Source organism: Nostoc sp. CENA543, assembly GCF_002896875.1.
Lineage (GTDB): Bacteria > Cyanobacteriota > Cyanobacteriia > Cyanobacteriales > Nostocaceae > Trichormus.
This window is the reverse complement of record NZ_CP023278.1, coordinates 4,649,737-4,665,008: the sequence shown is the minus strand read 5'-3', so window position 1 is coordinate 4,665,008 and position 15,272 is coordinate 4,649,737. Positions and strand designations below refer to the sequence as shown.

At 42.4% G+C, this 15,272-nt stretch carries 13 protein-coding genes, 1 tRNA gene and 1 riboswitch; of the genes, 8 read left to right on the top strand and 6 right to left on the bottom strand.

Going from position 1 to position 15,272, the window contains the following annotated elements; all coding sequences use genetic code 11:
- Positions 1-21: 21 nt before the first annotated feature.
- Together CLI64_RS19390 and CLI64_RS19380 are read right to left on the bottom strand one after the other, a co-directional pair.
- Positions 22-1,368 (bottom strand): hemolysin family protein, encoded by a 1,347-nt coding sequence (locus tag CLI64_RS19390; protein ID WP_103138737.1) that lies wholly within the window; start codon positions 1,366-1,368, stop codon positions 22-24.
- 184 nt (positions 1,369-1,552) lie between these two features.
- Positions 1,553-2,260: a hypothetical protein gene (locus tag CLI64_RS19380; RefSeq protein WP_103138735.1), complete on the bottom strand. Its 708-nt coding sequence runs from the start codon at positions 2,258-2,260 to the stop codon at positions 1,553-1,555.
- A 203-nt stretch (positions 2,261-2,463) separates the two neighbouring features.
- Between CLI64_RS19380 and CLI64_RS19375 the strand changes: the two genes are divergently transcribed.
- Positions 2,464-2,536, top strand: a tRNA-Ile gene (locus CLI64_RS19375).
- A 123-nt stretch (positions 2,537-2,659) separates the two neighbouring features.
- On the opposite strand, the gene CLI64_RS19370 is transcribed toward CLI64_RS19375, so the two are convergent.
- Positions 2,660-3,091, bottom strand: coding sequence for a hypothetical protein (locus CLI64_RS19370; protein WP_103138734.1), 432 nt, complete (start codon positions 3,089-3,091; stop codon positions 2,660-2,662).
- A 101-nt stretch (positions 3,092-3,192) separates the two neighbouring features.
- Between CLI64_RS19370 and pyrE the strand changes: the two genes are divergently transcribed.
- Both pyrE and CLI64_RS19360 read left to right on the top strand, forming a co-directional pair.
- A complete protein-coding gene (gene pyrE, locus CLI64_RS19365; protein ID WP_103138733.1) occupies positions 3,193-3,813 on the top strand; it encodes an orotate phosphoribosyltransferase in 621 nt (206 codons plus the stop codon).
- A 227-nt stretch (positions 3,814-4,040) separates the two neighbouring features.
- Entirely contained in the window at positions 4,041-5,435 is a 1,395-nt protein-coding gene (locus CLI64_RS19360) for a pentapeptide repeat-containing protein (RefSeq protein ID WP_103138732.1), read from the top strand.
- A 111-nt stretch (positions 5,436-5,546) separates the two neighbouring features.
- Here CLI64_RS19360 and thiC read toward each other — a convergent pair whose 3' ends face one another.
- Together thiC and CLI64_RS19350 are read right to left on the bottom strand one after the other, a co-directional pair.
- Complete coding sequence (gene thiC, locus CLI64_RS19355) at positions 5,547-6,920, bottom strand: phosphomethylpyrimidine synthase (protein ID WP_103138731.1); 1,374 nt, start codon at positions 6,918-6,920, stop codon at positions 5,547-5,549.
- A gap of 7 nt (positions 6,921-6,927) precedes the next feature.
- Positions 6,928-7,024, bottom strand: a riboswitch (TPP riboswitch).
- Positions 7,025-7,298: 274 nt separating this feature from the next.
- Positions 7,299-8,045: a Uma2 family endonuclease gene (locus tag CLI64_RS19350; protein WP_103138730.1), complete on the bottom strand. Its 747-nt coding sequence runs from the start codon at positions 8,043-8,045 to the stop codon at positions 7,299-7,301.
- 124 nt (positions 8,046-8,169) lie between these two features.
- On the opposite strand from CLI64_RS19350, the gene CLI64_RS19345 reads away from it, so the two are divergent.
- The 5 genes from CLI64_RS19345 (at position 8,170) to CLI64_RS19320 (ending at position 14,547) form a co-directional block, all read left to right on the top strand.
- Positions 8,170-8,772, top strand: a complete 603-nt coding sequence (locus CLI64_RS19345; RefSeq protein WP_103138729.1) for an rRNA large subunit pseudouridine synthase E — start codon at positions 8,170-8,172, stop codon at positions 8,770-8,772.
- 148 nt (positions 8,773-8,920) lie between these two features.
- Positions 8,921-10,267, top strand: coding sequence for a PAS domain-containing sensor histidine kinase (locus CLI64_RS19340; protein WP_225977394.1), 1,347 nt, complete (start codon positions 8,921-8,923; stop codon positions 10,265-10,267).
- 313 nt (positions 10,268-10,580) lie between these two features.
- Positions 10,581-12,644, top strand: a complete 2,064-nt coding sequence (locus CLI64_RS19335) for a serine/threonine phosphatase (RefSeq protein ID WP_103138728.1) — start codon at positions 10,581-10,583, stop codon at positions 12,642-12,644.
- Positions 12,645-12,787: 143 nt separating this feature from the next.
- A complete protein-coding gene (locus tag CLI64_RS19325) occupies positions 12,788-14,062 on the top strand; it encodes an FHA domain-containing serine/threonine-protein kinase (protein ID WP_103138726.1) in 1,275 nt (424 codons plus the stop codon).
- An 80-nt stretch (positions 14,063-14,142) separates the two neighbouring features.
- On the top strand, positions 14,143-14,547 hold the full coding sequence (locus CLI64_RS19320) for a four helix bundle protein (RefSeq protein ID WP_103138725.1): 405 nt from the start codon (positions 14,143-14,145) through the stop codon (positions 14,545-14,547).
- Between the two features lie 180 nt (positions 14,548-14,727).
- Here the strand turns inward: CLI64_RS19320 and CLI64_RS19315 are convergent, their stop codons facing one another.
- On the bottom strand, positions 14,728-14,946 hold the full coding sequence (locus CLI64_RS19315; RefSeq protein WP_103138724.1) for a DUF4327 family protein: 219 nt from the start codon (positions 14,944-14,946) through the stop codon (positions 14,728-14,730).
- Positions 14,947-15,272 lie beyond the last annotated feature (326 nt).

Here is a 15,272-nt window from a genome sequence, read left to right as displayed (position 1 = left end):
TACCTTTTGCCTTTTGCCTTCCTACTCCCCCAAACGTCGCAGTTGAATCTGATGCAGGCGCGGCCCTTCTACGGAGACAATAGTGAATTCTAGATTTTCATAGCGGCAAGTTTCACCTATGCTGGGCATTTTCTGCAATTGGTAAAGTAAAAATCCAGCTAGGGTCTGATATTCTTTGGCGAGAGGTAAGTTGAGGTGTAAAACTTCGTTGAGGTCTTCTACATTCACCTGGGCTTGGACTAAAAATGTTTGGGGGTCAATCATCTCAAACAATAAGTCTTCACTGCTAGGAGACGCACCCACGTCACCAATAATTTCCGCAATTACATCTTGAATAGTCAAAAGTCCGACTGTTCCGCCAAATTCATCTACAACGATGACCATAGCTGGCTTTTCTTGCTGCATCATGGGCAAGAGTTCGCTAAGTGGGGTAATTTCTGGTACAAACCGAATGGGACGCATCCAGGCTTGAATATGGCTGTCTAAATGGAGTTGTCCGGTGGCTAGGGGTTTAGCTAAATCTCGAAAGTAAACAATTCCTCGCATATCGTCTAGGGATTCCCCAAGAATGGGATAGCGGGAATGTCCGGTAGCAATCATCTCTTGCAGCAGGTTCTCAAAAGTAGCGTCTTTAGATAAGGCGACGATGCTAGTACGGGGAGTCATGACATCTTGGGCTGTGACATCACCAAATTCAAACACATTATTGAGTAGTTCTCTTTCGGTGGTTTCTAAGCCAGTGGATTCTCGTTCTGTGGAGATAATTAACTGTAATTCTTCAGGTGTGACAGGGGGTCGCCAACCTTGCCCTGTATAGTTGATGCCAAATAACCCTAACAGATAACTAGTAGATTGGTTGAGAATCCAGAGAAAGGGACTGAAAAAACGGACGATCGCTTTGACTAAAGGCCCCAAAAATCGCGCCAACTGTTCAGAGTGCAGCATTGCTACTGATTTAGGACACAATTCCCCTAAGACTATTTGCAGATAGGCAATTAAGAAAAAAGCAATAGGAATTGCTAGGGAATGGGCGAGTGCATGGGTGATTTTGGCGGTTAAGGGCAAATTTTGCAGCCATGAACCGATAACCACCACAATTGAACTTTCTCCAATCCACCCCAAAGCCAGGCTAGAAAGGGTAATTCCCAACTGAGTTGTTGATAGGAGTCGGTTAATATTACGCTGTAGTGCTTCGACTGCGATCGCCGGAATATCACCAGACTCTACTAACTGATGAATGCGCGATCGACGCACAGTCACCATAGAAAATTCTGCCGTGACAAAAAAGGCGTTAATTACTATCAGCACTAACACTGACAATAACCGCAATCCCACATCAGTCAAGCTCAAATTAGGAAATTCATTCACCGCCACAGCTCATACGCTTACTAAATAGGGAATGGGGAATGGGGAATAGGGCAAGCAGGAAGTGTGGGAGGGGTGGGAGGATAGGGAAGAAATCTTTCCCCCCACACTCCCCACACTCCCCCATCTTCCCAGTCCCCTGCCCCCTGCCCTCTACTTTCTGCCCCCCGCCCCCCTGCCTCTTCATCTAGTCCCTTTTATCCACTGGAATATTTGCTACATCTAACTTTAATTTCTGATCGGGATAGTCTGTAAGGGATAGAGATACTTTCTTCACATCATCCAGTAAAGCTGTTGGGATACTCACCGTCCCCGAAAATGATGAGCCATTAGCGGGTAATTCTGCGGGTAATCCCTCTGTACTGGCACTGAGGGTTCTGCCTTTATCGTCAGTGACATCTAGGAAACTATACAAAAAGCGCACAGAATCTGCACCTTTGTTCTGCATTTTCACTTTCAGGAGCAAATCACCGCCGGAATAGCGTGCAGATTGCACCGCAAAGGTTACACCTTGACTTTCAGATGTGATGGGAAAGCCTGGTTGTGGTTTTTCTTCGACTACTTTCTGGGTTTTTTCCTTTTGTTGCTGCTTGTTGCCATTAATGTCTTCGTCGTCTTCTGCTAACTTGTCTGATTGAGCAGTCTTAGCTTTACCCTCAATTCGTGCTTTGACGGTTTTGAGAATGTCTTCCTCTTTTAAAAGGGTCACTGCTCCTGATTGGGAGCTATTGGACTTAGCACTGGCAAATTTGCTAGTAGGACGACCATCTGGTGTGGTGACACCTTTGAGAGCCGAACTACCCAAGTTAAATCCTAAAAAGGCACTGACAGAACCAGACCCCAACATCAGGATTAACAAAATTAGAGTAAGAATTACAGTAGAATTTATTTTCATTGCTAATAAGCTACTATCAAATCATGCTGGTCTATATTAGCTGGAGTATATTAAGAGTGTTAAACCTATATGCCAAAAACTTTAAGATAACTTAAATAATCATAGTTTGCCCTGTGGCATAAATAAATTGTGTAATATAAAAGTCAACAAGTATGTTGAGGATTGTACAGATCACCCAAACATAGGATACAATCTAATTCTAACCAGGGTTGGCCGAGCGGTTGAGGCAGCGAACTCATAATTCGCCCAAGGCAGGTTCAACTCCTGCACCCTGGATTTATGTGATAGTCAACAGGAGCCAGTGCGTTGGGCGGCTCTGCCGACTTAAAGCAACTGGCGTTCAATAGTCAAAAGTCCAGAGACTCTTAACTATTGGGTAGCTTTAAATATTTGTGGATTTTATCGAGATAGGGAAGTATCAAAGCGGAATTCTGTCCCGGTTTTGAACTTGTTAGCATTCAATCGCGGGGACATCAATATTGATGTATTGTAAGGATTTGGTAAATCAGGTGTCCGCAGATAAGGGTCATTCATAGCCTGTTGTGTGAGGACATCGCGATAAAGGGTGTTGATCAACTCTGCATCACTAGTGATTTCATTATCTGCAAAGGAGTCACGAGGACTAGAACCAATACCTAATAATGAGTCTAACTGACGCTTGGGAGTGTTATTTTCATAAAAATTGCGATCATGGCGGAAATAAGCACGCTCAAACGCATCATTTGTGCTTTCATAATTGGGTACTTCTTCAGCATGAGCGATCGCCGGCATAACCATACCAGTAGCTAAAATCACTAATAATCCACTAATGGACTTAAATTTGATACCCATCTTGCTTGCTCCTCAATTTTTGGGCAAAACTTAACTTATGCTTAAGTTCAGAACTCTCATGAGTTCACCCTTTGGTGTAGCATAACTTTCACTGTTTTGTAATGACGTATTCTACTGAAACCCTTACTGAATCGGATATGTGGGCGGCTAGTGCTGATATTGCCACTCTGCGTCAAAATCTACTGGATTTATTTTGCCAACTTGCCTATCAAGAGGGTGATTTTGTCCTCTCTTCAGGACAACCCAGTTCTTACTACATTAATGGTAAACAGGTAACACTCCATCCCCAAGGTGCTTTAGCTATTGGGCGTATTCTCTTATCTTTGCTACCTTCCGATACTCAAGCTGTAGCAGGTTTAACACTGGGAGCTGATCCAATTGTGACAGCTGTGAGTGTAGTTTCTGCCTATGAAAATCAACCAATTCCCGCTTTGATTATTCGTAAAGAAGCTAAAGGTCACGGAACCAAAGCATATATTGAAGGGCCAAATTTAGTTGAAGGTGCAAAAGTGGTGGTGTTAGAAGATGTCGTCACCACTGGACAATCAGCAATGAAGGCTGTTGACCGACTGAGGGCGGCTGGCTATGTAGTGAATGAGGTAATTTCATTAGTGGACAGACAACAAGGAGGCGCGGAGTTTTACCAGTCCGTGGGTTTACGGTTTGAGGCAGTTTATACCATTCAGGACATTCAAGAACGGTATCGGGAATTAGCTAATTAATTGGGAAATTTAGGGTCGCCTAGCGACTCTCCCAAGATTACGAAGATTTTCTGTAGTGCGATCGCATTTGTCATAATATCCTCCGTAGCCTAAATGAGCTTTAGTACAAGTCAGGTATAATCAAGAATATTTCTATTGGCATAAACTTATTTATTTTGGGATTTTTACTTGAATCTTTTGCTTATTTAGGTATTTTATATTGTCCATGTTTTATAATTCTGTTCTTTATGATTGAACCTATCAAGCGTTTATTAGTTTATTTCTTTACGACTGTTGTAGTTATTATACTAATGATAATTGTATTATTTATTATTTGGAGAATTCCACAATTACAAGTTATTGATATACAGGAACAAATTGATATTTTAAAAAGTTCCAGTTCGCAAACCATAGATTATCAAAGCCTTGTAAATTTGGAAAAAATACGCATTGATGCTGAAAATGCCAGTCGTACTGTCATAGTTAAATTTTTTGGTGGCTTATTCTTTTGCATTACAGCTTTTATTTCATTCCTTAATTACCGAGAGACAAAGCGTAATGTTTCTATAGCCGAAGAAAAGCAAATTACGGAACGCTTTAGTAAAGCCATTGAGCAACTAGAAAGCGAAAACACTCATGTTCGTATAGGCGCAATTTATTCCCTTGAGAGAATAGCTAAAGATTCTAATAAAGATTATTGGCAAATTATAGAAATATTAACAACTTATGTAAGAAAAGAATCTCATAATAAACCTAAAAGTAGCAATTATTCTATTACAGCTACTATTGAAGCTGCTGTGAATATTCTTAATAGACGGGCATTGATTTTTAAAAAGGGTGATAAATATTCTTTAGACTTAAGTGGGAGTAATCTTGAAGGTTTGAATTTAAAAAAAGTGACCCTTAAAAGGGTTAATCTTTCAGGAGCTTGCTTGCAAAATGTCAATTTTGAAGACGCAGAACTACAAGAAGCTAACCTTGAGAATGCAAATCTATCGGGAGCAATTCTAAAGAATGCTAAACTTAATAAAGTGAACTTACGGAAAGCTAAATTATTCAACACTAACTTAGAAGGTGCTGATTTATCAGGGGCTGATTTGCGAAGCACTATGGAAACAAGGGTTGATTACGAGGAATGCAAATATTGTGATTATCCTGTGGAAGTCCGCCTTGATTCAGCCAATTTAAAGGGAGCTAATCTCAAGCAAGCTGATTTAACAGGAGCCATTTTGAACTCAGCTAATCTACAGGGAGCTAATCTCAAGCAAGCTGATTTAACAGGAGCTATTTTGAACTCAGCTAATCTACAGGGAGCTAATCTCAAACGAGCTAAACTAATTAGGGCTTCTTTAGTTGGCACTTCATTACAAAATGCGGATTTAGAAGCAGCTGATCTCAATGAAGCTCAATTATCTGGTTCAATTCCAAAACACGACCCTATTTTTGATGAAGAAGTTTTCATATGTACTCACGCAAATCTTAATGGTACTAATCTAAAAGGTACAATCCTCAAAAATGCAATATTTGAGCCTGAACCAATAAAAAAAAGACAGATTACATCTGGTAATAATTGGGATAAAGCCGTATATGATTCCAAAACAGCTAACTTATTAGGTGTACTAAAAAATAACCATTCTGATTGAGCTAATTTTGTTTCTTTAGTTATTCTTCTAGCCCTAGTTTTTTCTTGCTTTTGAAAGTAAAGTGTATGCTCTGGAGTTCTCAGGTGGGCAATGAATGCCCACCCTAATTTACTAAACTTGTGTCAGAGTCTCTTTCGCCAAGAATTTCTCTAATTCAGTTAACGCATCAGCATCAACTTTAGTTTGCATAGGACAGAATTTTGGCCCGCACATGGAACAAAACTCAGCAGTTTTATAAATATCTGCCGGTAAAGTTTCATCATGGTATTCTTTAGCCCTTTCAGGGTCGAGTGCTAATTCAAACTGACGATTCCAGTCGAAATTATAACGGGCTTTAGAGAGTTCATCGTCTCTATCCCTTGCGCCTGGGCGGTGTCTGGCGATGTCGGCGGCGTGAGCTGCTATTTTGTAAGCAATTAAACCATTGCGGACATCTTCTGCGTTGGGTAATCCTAAGTGTTCTTTGGGTGTCACGTAGCACAGCATAGCCGTACCGTACCAGCCAGCCATTGCTGCACCGATCGCGGAGGTGATATGGTCATAACCAGGAGCAATGTCTGTCACCAATGGCCCCAGCACATAGAAAGGAGCTTCAGAACACTCTTCCATCTGCTTTTTGACGTTGAACTCAATTTGATCCATTGGGACGTGTCCTGGCCCTTCTACCATGACTTGCACATCATGTTCCCAGGCTTTGCGTGTCAGTTGTCCGAGGGTTTTGAGTTCTGCTAACTGGGCTGCGTCAGATGCGTCATGGGTACAGCCGGGGCGCAGAGAGTCCCCTAAACTGAAGGAGACATCATATTTTTTGAAAATTTCAATAATGTCGCGGAAATGGGTGTAGAGGGGGTTTTGCTTGTGGTGATGTAACATCCACCGCGCCAAGATACCGCCACCACGGGAAACAATTCCGGTAATGCGGCTTCTCACCAAGGGTAAATGTTCAATCAAAATTCCGGCGTGGATGGTTTGATAGTCTACCCCTTGTTGGGCGTGTTTCTCGATGATGTGGAGAAAATCGTCTGGTGTGAGATTCTCAATTTTGCCGTGGACACTTTCTAAAGCTTGATAGACGGGGACTGTACCAATGGGAACGGGTGAGGCGTTAATAATGGCGGTACGAATTTCATCTAAGTTACCGCCACCTGTGGACAAGTCCATGACGGTATCAGCACCGTATTTCACCGCCAAATTGAGCTTGTCAACTTCTTCTTGCAGATTGGAAGAATTGGGTGAAGCACCGATATTAGCATTTACCTTGCACTTGGAGGCGATGCCAATACACATTGGCTCTAGATTAGTGTGATTAATATTAGCGGGGATAATCATCCGTCCCCGTGCTACTTCCTCACGAATTAAGTCAGCAGGTAGATTTTCTCTTTGGGCGACATAGTGCATTTCTTCGGTGATGACACCCTGGCGTGCATAGTGCATTTGAGTTACATTACTTTGCCCACGCCGTTTAGCAACCCATTCTTTCCGCATATGAAATTTCCTCAATAAACAGCTTCCCTTCGCTGGTATTATCCAGACTCAGGTGTTAAGGGTGTAATCTCAGCCTGTTAGTGCAAGCACCCCTAGCATGGATGTTGATTCTACCATTTTGCTTGGGGTTGGGGACAAGGGGGTTAACAATTCAAAATTCAAAATACCCTACGGGAAGGCTTACGCCTACAAAATTCAAAATTTTCTGTGGGAAGCTAAAGCTACAAAATTAAGAATTAAGCACAGTTGCAATCGAGGATTTAAACCCCAAATCAACTGATACTACGTAGCTTTTCCGAAGGGTGTTGAGAATCCGCGAAATTTAATTTTGGAGAGTGTAGGCTCACAAAAGCAGGGGGATAATCAACCGCAATTTGTCTACAATTGCTCTGGGTCAATTCCTAATTGACGTAAGCGTTCTGCAAAGCGTTGGGCTTTTTGCTGTTCTTTTTCTAGTTCTTCTGTGAGTAATTGCGTTTTCTCTTCACTACTCAACAATAAATTACCTTGTGCATCCCACCAGCGTAACCAAGGGGCTGTCATATTTTGATATTGTCCTTGCCAAATTCCTAATTCTACGCCCATTGGAGTTATAGGATAATGACCACGTTCATTTACTTGCAATAGTTGATAACGACCATCTACTAAATGATAAACTTCTAAAAAAGCTTGGTTGACTTCATAAATGCCGTAAAACGGTACTCTAATTGCTTGCTCATATACCCAAAATTTGCCACTCAGAGGAGATTTATCCCGTTCCTCTGAACCGTTACCAGAGACAAATTCTAAAACAATTAACGGTGCCACGTATTCTTGCCACAATACATAAGAGCGTCGAAACTTTCCATTTAACATTGGTGGTACATTCGGCACATAAAACCAATCTGGTGCTTCAGCACCTCTTTCTGGGGGTTCTGTTAAACGCCAGTAAATACCACTATCTTGACCAATACAGAACTGATTATCAGGATGCAATTGCTGTAATACACTGGTAATGGAGTCAGTCAGCAGGATACTTTGGGGATGTTCTTGAAAATTTTTCACAAAAGTTCCGTCTGACTCTGGTAACTCAGTATGGTCGGGAAGATGGGTGATGCCTAGTTCAGAGTGTTTGGCAAGTGTCATAGAACTTTGGCGCACTTAGAAGCTTCTTTAATATTTTAGACTGAAAATCGAGTCATCACTAAGACAAGTTAGCAGAGTCACAGGAGAGAATAACTAATGACTGTTGACTAATGACTAATGACTAATGACTAATGACTACAAATACATTATTTTTCACAAACCCTATGGTGTCTTGAGTCAGTTTACTCAGGAAAGCCCCAAACACCAAACGCTCAAGGATTATATTAATGTGCCGGATGTGTATCCAGTGGGGCGGTTAGATTGGGATAGTGAGGGATTATTGCTGTTAACCAATGATGGGAGGCTACAGCATCGTTTATCGCATCCGCGTTTTGGCCATGAAAGAACTTATTGGGTGCAAGTAGAGCGAATTCCAGATGTAGATGCTATAACCAGATTACAAACAGGGGTAGAAATTCAAGATTACCGCACCCGACCAGCTAAGGTGAGGTTATTGCCAGAAGATCCACCTGTGGGCGATCGCCATCCGCCGATTAGATTTCGCAAAAATGTGCCTACTGCTTGGTTAGAAATGATTTTAACAGAGGGTAAAAACCGACAGGTGCGGCGCATGACTGCGGCGGTGGGGTTTCCGACTTTGCGTTTAATTAGGGTGAGTATCGCTAATTTACGTTTGGATGGTTTAGCTTGGGGTGAATGGCGGGATCTCACACCATCAGAGGTGAAACTTCTCAATCACTTACCCGTCAAATCCAAAAAAGCATAGCTATACTAAGCTCAAAAGTTCCCCAGGGTGAAAAAACAGAAAACTTTTGGATTTACTGATTTTTTCCTAAAAGCAGTTAAAAACAGTATCGTTTCGTTTTTTCTGATCAATTAGTCCAAGTCAACCTGGGAGTACCAGTTTAAAACCTATGAGTCTGAATCAACGTAGACGGGAAGTGGATTGTCTTCAGACATCACTTCTCCCAAACCACAAACTCAACATTTTGTCTAAAAAACTTCCCTGTTGGGAATGTGTGTCTGAAGAAGTCTTAGATTCAGAAACGAAAACGGATGAGCAGTTAGTTGATAACAAAGCAAAACTATCACAGTATGGGATGCTGTATGACCATCTTCCATCTGTGTGTTTGAGTTTAGATGTCACAGGATTAATTTTATCTATTAACCAATTTGGTGCTAACAGTTTGGGTTACACACCAGAACAATTGGTAAAACAGCCATTTTTGCAATTATTTGCTCAGTCGGAACAACCAAGATTGATTGATGAGTTTAAAAACTTATTGACAAATAAGAGCAAGGATGTATTCGAGTGTGTAGATGTGCGCTTAAATTGTCCTCATAGTTCCATAAAATGGGTCAAAATCCTCTGGAGACTGATATCGGATGATTACCAAGACCCAGTGATTTTGATGGTGTGTGAAGATGTGACTAATTATATTGGGCATGGGGAATTGGGAATTGGCAATTGGGAAGAGTTATCAAGTCCTGTACCCAATTTAGTGGATGACGATCAACAGAGGTTAGCAGAGGAAGTATTAATAACAGAGAAACGAGACATACAGGAAGAATTTATCAGTGCGGTTTCTCATGAATTACGCACACCTTTAACTAATATGAAAATGGCGATTCAGATGTTGGGAATCGCACTGTGTAAGGAAAATCAACTTTTAGGGGATACAGAAAACTCTAAAGTGGCTTGCTATTTTGAAATTTTAAATAATGAGTGCGATCGCGAAATAAATCTTATTAATAATTTTCTTGATTTGAAACGCCTAGAAACTAACTCCCAACCGTGGTTATTGGAAACAATTCACATCGAGGAGTGGTTACGGCAAGTAGTAGAGAAATTTAAACAGCAGCATTTTCGGCTTTGTCAGCAAAATCTCAGTCTGACAATTGCGTCCCCTCTGCCACCGCTTAGATGCAATTCCTTGAGTTTAGAACGCATAGTGATAGAATTACTCACAAATGCTTGTAAATTCAGTCCTCCAGATGCAGCCATTACTATTTCTGTCGGACTCAAAGGAAATAAAATTTTTCTCCAGGTAATTAATTTCGGTGTAGAGATTCCAAGCAACGAATTACCGCGCATTTTTGACAAATTTTATCGGATTCCCAGCAATGATCCTACCAAGCAAGGCGGTGTAGGCTTGGGATTGACATTAGCACAGAAATTAACCAAACAATTGGGTGGAACAATCACTGTTGAGAGTCAGTCAAACCGTACCTGTTTTACTTTAGTAGTCAATAGTCATTAGGGAACAGGGCATAGGGCATAGGGCAAGAAGGAAGTGTGGGAGGTGTGGGAAGAAATCTTTCCCCCTCTCTCCCCACACTCCCCACACTTCCCCATCTTTCCAGTCCCCAATCCCCAATCCCCAAATTTAATAAATTCCCTTGCCGATGTCTGAAATATTTAGCTAATATGCGTCACAATTAATACTGCCACCAAAATTCACGGGTGAAACCACAATTTTTTGTAGGTCTACTGTAGGCAGGGGCGGCCGATTGTGGCACTTTGGATATTAGTGGCTAGAAGCACCTTGGAACGGGAATTAAGGAACTTCCACCATGCTGATTTGTCCTGAGTGTCAATTTGAAAATCCTAACGGTAACAATTTCTGTCAAAAATGTGGTACTTCCCTAACCCACAAGGTATGTCCCCAATGTAGTACCGATGTGAGTGTAGATTTGCTACAGTGCCATCACTGCGGTGCAGAATGTGGCACTGTTTGGTGGGCTATTGTGGGGTTAGAAGGGACTGGGGACTGGGGATTGGTGAGCCAGCGCGGTCTTGGGGGTTTCCCCCATGAGCGACTGGCGAACCCCAAAGGGGGGACTGGGAAGGAGGAAAGCACAGAGGAGCAGGAAATAGTGGGAGTAGGGGATAATGTTCCCCAAGAACCAGTATTCGATGCTCAAGAAATAACGCCTGATAATGCGCCCACTTTACCCCCCAAATTGTCTGTCGGTTCTTATTTAGGGAAGGAACAACGCTATCAGTTTTTGGCATCGCCATTAGTTGAGAATGGGGAAGTATCCACTAGGGTTTTAGACCGTCAACCTTATCAAATTTCTCCAATTGAGGCGATATTAGCCAATCAGCGACAGGGCGTGATGGCATCAGTCAATGAAATCAGTGGGATTCCCAAAATTGCGGAAGCTTACATTGCGCTACAGTCCCCCCATCACCCAGAAATTCCTCAGATTCATGATGCTTGGGAAGATGATGAGATGCAGGTTGTATTGATTGAAGACCGTTCTCATTGGCAATATTTACTAGATGCGTGGAAACAGGAAACCACCAGTTCGTTGCAAATTCTGCATTGGTGTTATCAAATGACTCAACTGTGGACGCTGCTAGAACCACTGAATTGTCATTACAGTTTGTTAGATATATCGAATCTGCGGTTGGATGAAGACCAAACTCTAGGACTACAGAGATTATATTCACAGCCGATAGAAACAGAATTGCCAGATACAACGGCAACATTTGAGGAAATTTCAGCCGAGGCTTTCATTCTGAGACCTTTAGGTAGAGTTTGGCAACAGCTATTTAGAAGTTCACAGCGTACTCAATTTGGTTCATTAATCCAAGTTTTAGAAGATTTAGAGCAAGGTAATATTCCGACGATCGCACAGTTGCGATCGCGTTTACAAGATGTCGCCACAGAATTAGAAGTTGGCTCTTCCCCCATTTTTGCTGAATCAGTATTACCCACTGCTTCACCGACGTTTTTACAGATAGACGATTCAGAAGATACTTTAGCTAGAGGGGATGATTTACCAACGGTTGTACTGTCAATGCAGTTAAGCAATTTAGAAGATGCTGGTTCTACCGATGTTGGTCGTCAAAGACAGCATAATGAGGATTGCTTTGGCATTGTGACTAAAATCGAAAAAGTAGACTTGCCCAAAAACCGAATTCTCCAAGCCCAAGGTTTGTATATTCTCTGTGATGGTATGGGTGGACATGCCGGTGGTGAGGTGGCTAGTCAACTAGCAGTCCAAACTCTAAGGCAGTATTTTCAAGAAAACTGGGATAGTAATCAGTTTCCCTCAGAAAACAAGATTCGGGAAGCTGTTTATTTAGCAAACAGGGTAATTTACGAGAAAAATCAACAAGATGCCCGTTCTGGGGTAGGACGGATGGGTACTACTTTGGTAATGTTACTCATTCAAGGTAATCAAGCCGCCGTTGCTCACGTAGGGGATAGTCGCCTCTACCGCTTGACGCGGAAGCGGGGTTTGGAACAATTAACGTTAGATCATGAAGTGGGACAACGAGAAATTAGCAGAGGTGTAGAAGCTAGTATTGCCTACGCGCGTCCAGATGCTTACCAACTAACTCAAGCATTGGGGCCGCGTGATGACAGTGCAATTAATCCTGATGTGGAATTTTTCACCATTAATGAGGATAGTCTTTTTGTGCTGGTGTCAGATGGTCTATCCGATAATGATTTACTAGAAACTCATTGGCAGAACCACCTTTTGCCTTTATTGAGTTTTACGAATAATTTAGAACAAGGCGTGACAACATTAATTGATTTGGCTAATCAATACAACGGTCATGACAACATTACTGCTATACTTATCCGGGCAAAAGTCCGCCCCAATACGGGGAGTAGGGAGTAAGAAGCAGGGGGCAGGGGGCAGGGGGCAGGAGGCAGGGAGAAGAGGAGAAATTTTCTTCCCCAATCCCCAATCCCCAGTCCCCAATCCCCAGTCCCCAGTCCCCAGTCCCCAATCCCCAGTCCCCATATCATCCAGGTTGTATTGTGGTTACTCTGATTTTGCTAGAACCGCAACAAAAAACACCCATCAAACAGTGGTGCTTTGAAAATTCCGCCGTCATTCGGATTGGTCGAGCGACGGATAATCATGTTGTGTTAACTGATAGTTTAGTGTCTAGGCATCATTTAGAAATTCGGCAAGTCAGTTCTGCTAAGAATGGTGTTTCATGGCAAATCATCAGTAAAGGCACAAATGGCACTTTCCTTGACGGGGTGCTAGTAATTCAGAGTTCGTTACCCCATAATTCTCTGCTACAACTGGCGCAGGGAGGGCCAATCTTACAGTTTCAAATTCAGGAGGAAGCAGCACCAACGCCTGATTTACCGTCGCCAGGATTAGGTAGTTTGTCAGAAAATCTGCCTCTACCAGTCACCTCACAAAGAAAGGCGGCTCAACCTAGTTGCACTCATGAGGGAAATTCCCCAGGAAACTTATTTTGCATCCATTGTGGACAACCGCTTTCGGTACAGCAGACAATCCGCTATTACCAAGTTTTACGGACTTTGGGACAGGGAGGTATGGGTACTACCTATCTGGCTTGGGATGCAGCCGGGTTGATTGCTGGACAACCTCAATTATTGGTGCTGAAGCAAATGAATGCTGATATGGCGAAAATTGCTAAGGCTCAGGAATTATTTGATCGGGAGGCGCATACCCTCAAATCCCTAAATCATGAGGGAATTCCTAAATATTATGACTTTTTTGTCGAAGGCGGTAAGAAATACTTGGCAATGGAACTAGTTCACGGCCAAGATTTAGAAAAACGCATCTATACTTATGGCCCCGTCATCCCCCAGCAAGCGATCGCCTGGATGATTCAAACTTGCGATATTCTGGATTATCTCCACTCTCAAGAACCGCCATTAATTCACCGCGATATTAAACCCGCTAACCTGATGGTGCGGAATGCTAATAATCAAATAGTGGTGCTAGATTTTGGTGCAGTCAAGGAAATTGGCACAACCCCAGGTACTCGCATAGGTGCGGAAGGTTACTGCGCGCCAGAACAAGAACGGGGACAACCCCTGACGCAATCCGATTTATATGCGATCGGCCCAACACTAATTTTTCTACTGACAGGCGAAAATCCCTTTAAGTTTTATCGCCAAAAAGGGCGCGGTTTCCGCTTCGATGTCAGCCAAATCCCCACTGTCACACCCCAATTAAGAGAGATTATTGAGCGTGTCACAGAACCTTTACCGCGCGATCGCTATCAAACGTCTAAAGAACTAGCCCAAGCCTTGGCTAATTGTCTGTAAGGGATTGGGGATTGGGGATTGGGGACTAGGCAATTAGGAGAAATCCTTCATAGAATTGAAGGAATCTTGGTTGTAATGATATGGGAGATAGGGGTTTTGAGTCTTTGGGCTTCTATCAAGATAGTATTAAGTTATTAAAGGCTGCTTATCGACTGGCAGATAGGTTGCCAGATTTTGAGCGTTACAATCTGAGCGATCAATTACGCAGAGCAGCAGCTAGCATTTTGCTCAATATAGCTGAGGGCTATGGACGCTATCATTACTTGGATAGATTGCGTTTCATGTACATTGCTCGTGGTTCATTAGCCGAAACCAAAAGTGCCTTTGTTATTGCTGAGAGTTTAGGTTACTGCACTCAAGAACAATTAAACTGGGTAACAGAGATTAAAGACCAAATTGAAAAAGGTCTCAACGGTTACTGTCGTTTCGTTCGCTCCCAAAAACAAGGCAAAGAAGAGTACGGCAATAAATTGGGGGATTGGTGATTAGGGACTGGGTATTGGGTATCGGGGACTTGTACTGAGCTTGTCGAAGTATTGGGTATTGGGGATATAGTGATGAGATATTTACACATCTGTCGATTGGGACGTGATCACAGTAAACCAACACTCAAAAAAACTTTCCTACTACCCAGTCCCCAGTCCCCAGTCCCCAATCCCCAGTCCCTATTCTTCATCCCATGCTTCCACTGCTAGCAAATCCCCTATTGGATCTTGCATAGTGAAACCAAAGTCTAAGAGTTCCTGTTTCCAATGCTGCCAATCGTTTCCATAAAGCAGCGCAATTTTCCAAATGCTATCGTTTGGCTTGATAATATTGGATTCAACGAGTGATTGCACGTTACGCTGCAATTTCACCATTGGGTGAATTACTTGCTGAGTCATAACCTCGATTCAATTCAAAATTTTATTGGGTAAATGCTTAATCAAAACTGCTTTCCGTTTTGCAACTGTCAAAAACGCGTAGAGTGTATTTGGTAAAGCAAGTCTTAACTTTTTTACTATACCATAACAAACTCGATAAATTTGCTTGTCAATTCGGTTTTGTACGGTAATTACTCCACAAAGCCTGAACTGTAGCAAGCAACTATAGTCAATGCAAGACGGGGTGAGCGATCGCCTTCAAGTTTGCAGTCAGCATACTAGGAAAAACAGCCTTTAAAGACTTATTTCTCGTATCTACAAGAATCTTTGCAACTTTTATAAAGCCC

Excerpts from the sequence above, each read along its gene's own strand:
- CLI64_RS19350 (WP_103138730.1), bottom strand. The coding sequence starts at position 8,045 with ATGACACTTGCCAAACACTCTGAACTAGGCATCACCCATCTTCCCGAC.
- CLI64_RS19370 (WP_103138734.1), bottom strand. The coding sequence starts at position 3,091 with ATGGGTATCAAATTTAAGTCCATTAGTGGATTATTAGTGATTTTAGCT.
- CLI64_RS19340 (WP_225977394.1), top strand. The coding sequence starts at position 8,921 with ATGAGTCTGAATCAACGTAGACGGGAAGTGGATTGTCTTCAGACATCA.
- CLI64_RS19320 (WP_103138725.1), top strand. The coding sequence starts at position 14,143 with ATGGGAGATAGGGGTTTTGAGTCTTTGGGCTTCTATCAAGATAGTATT.
- CLI64_RS19380 (WP_103138735.1), bottom strand. The coding sequence starts at position 2,260 with ATGAAAATAAATTCTACTGTAATTCTTACTCTAATTTTGTTAATCCTG.
- CLI64_RS19345 (WP_103138729.1), top strand. The coding sequence starts at position 8,170 with ATGACTAATGACTACAAATACATTATTTTTCACAAACCCTATGGTGTC.
- CLI64_RS19360 (WP_103138732.1), top strand. The coding sequence starts at position 4,041 with ATGATTGAACCTATCAAGCGTTTATTAGTTTATTTCTTTACGACTGTT.
- thiC (WP_103138731.1), bottom strand. The coding sequence starts at position 6,920 with ATGCGGAAAGAATGGGTTGCTAAACGGCGTGGGCAAAGTAATGTAACT.
- CLI64_RS19315 (WP_103138724.1), bottom strand. The coding sequence starts at position 14,946 with ATGACTCAGCAAGTAATTCACCCAATGGTGAAATTGCAGCGTAACGTG.
- CLI64_RS19335 (WP_103138728.1), top strand. The coding sequence starts at position 10,581 with ATGCTGATTTGTCCTGAGTGTCAATTTGAAAATCCTAACGGTAACAAT.
- pyrE (WP_103138733.1), top strand. The coding sequence starts at position 3,193 with ATGACGTATTCTACTGAAACCCTTACTGAATCGGATATGTGGGCGGCT.